Below are 1,872 nucleotides of genomic sequence, written 5' to 3' on the forward strand. Positions count from 1 at the left end.
CCGCCACCGTGGAGCAGCTGGACGCGCTGCCCGGGGTGGGCCCGGTGCTGGCCCGGCACATCGTCGACCACCGCACCAGCTCCGGCGGGTTCCGCTCCGTGGAGGAGCTGCGTGAGGTCAACGGCTTCGGCGACCGGCGCTTCGCCGACCTGCGCGACCTGGTCCGGCCGTGACCGGCACGACCCGGGCGACGGACCGCGCTCCCGCTCACGCCGAGGCAGGACCCCGGGGCGCCTCGCACCCCCGGCAGGAGGGGCCCGTGGACCTCCGGCTGGTCGGCCCGGCGCTGGCCGCCTGGGGGACCGCCGCCGTCACCCTGCCCGCGCCGACGGCGGTCGCCTGGGCGGTGGCCGTGACCGGGCTGGTGACCGCCTTGGCCCTCCTCCGCGCCCGGGGCAGCCCCCGAGCGCCGGCCTCCGACGCGACGGATCCTGCCCCCGTCGCGACGGGGGCAGGAGCACCTGGGAGGGGGCCCTGGCCGCCCGCGACGCGGCGCGGGCAGCTTTCCGCGGAGTCAGCCCCGTCGGCTCCGTCGGCCTCCGCCGCCCCGTCGGCATCCTCAACGCCGTCGGCCCCGTCGGCACTCTCGGCCACGCGGCCCGGGCCGCGGGTGACGGTGGCCGCGGTGCTGCTCTGCGCGGCCGGGGCCGCCGCCTCCGCGGGGCTGCACGGCGCGCAACTGCGCAGCGGGCCCGTGCCGGCCCTCGCCGCCCGTGAGGCCACCGTGACCGCCGAGGTGCTGCTCACCTCCGACCCGCGCCTCGCGCGCCCCCGGGTGACCGGAAACCGCTCCGTGCCGCCCACCGTCCTCGTCGACGCGGAGATCCGCCGCCTGGAGGGGCCGTCCGGACAGGCGGCGGCTCTGCACACCCCCGTGCTGCTGCTCGCCGACCCGGGCGAGGCGCGCGCCCGGTGGCTCGCCCTGCTGCCGTCCACCCGTCTCACCGTCACCGGACGCCTCGCGCCCGCCCGTTCCGGCGGCGACCGGTTCGCGGCGGTGCTCAGGAGCCGCGGCGGCCTCGCCCCGCGCGTGGTCGCCGGCCCCGATGGGGCCCAGCGGACCGCCGGCCGCCTGCGGGCCGGTCTGCGGGAGGCCACCGACGGCCTCGAACCGGACGCCCGCGCCCTGCTGCCGGGCCTCGTCGTCGGGGACACCTCCCGCATCACCCCGGAGCTCGACCACGTCTTCCAGGAGACCGACCTCGCCCACGTCCTCGCCGTCAGCGGCTCCAACCTGACGATCCTGCTGGCCCTGCTGCTCGGCCCGCCCGGCACGGCCCAGCGCGCCGAACGCCGTGGACTGGCGCCCCGGCTGGGCCTCACCCTGCGGTCCACCGCCGTCCTCGGCGGCGCGCTCACCCTCGGCTTCGTGGTGGTCTGCCGCCCCGACCCCAGCGTGCTGCGGGCCGCCGCCTGCGGGGCGGTGGTGCTGCTCGCCCTGGCGACGGGCCGGCGGAGGGCGATGGTCCCGGCGCTGGCCGCCGCCGTGCTGCTGCTGGTGCTGTACGACCCCTGGCTCGCCCGCAGCCCGGGCTTCCTGCTGTCCGTGCTGGCCACCGGCTCGCTGCTGCTCCTCGCCCCGCGCTGGAGCGAGGCGCTGCGCCGCCGCGGGGTCCCTTCCCGGCTCGCCGAGGCGCTCGGCGCGGCCGCCGCGGCGCAGGCGGTGTGCGCCCCGGTCGTCGTGGTGTTCTCCGGGCGGGTCAGCCTGGTCGCGGTGCCCTGCAACCTGCTCACCGAGTTCGCGATCGCCCCCGCCACCGTCCTGGGCTTCGCCACGCTGCTCACCGCGCCGCTCGTCATACCGGTGGCGCGGCTGCTGGCCCGGTGCGCGGGATGGCCCGCCGGGTGGGTGGTGGACGTGGCGCGGTGAGC

The 1,872-nt window shown here is 79.3% G+C and carries 1 protein-coding gene and 1 pseudogene; both read left to right on the forward strand.

Annotated elements, in window-relative coordinates; genetic code table 11:
• Nucleotides 1-173: ComEA family DNA-binding protein (locus tag ACOV8S_RS20385; protein WP_448319468.1), on the forward strand; the 173-nt coding region annotated here is incomplete at its 5' end.
• A pseudogene (locus ACOV8S_RS20390) lies at nt 170-1,872 on the forward strand (ComEC/Rec2 family competence protein); the annotation flags it as partial. The gene ACOV8S_RS20385 and the pseudogene ACOV8S_RS20390, both read left to right, overlap by 4 nt.

The organism is Streptomyces sp. CO7 (genome assembly GCF_053474865.1).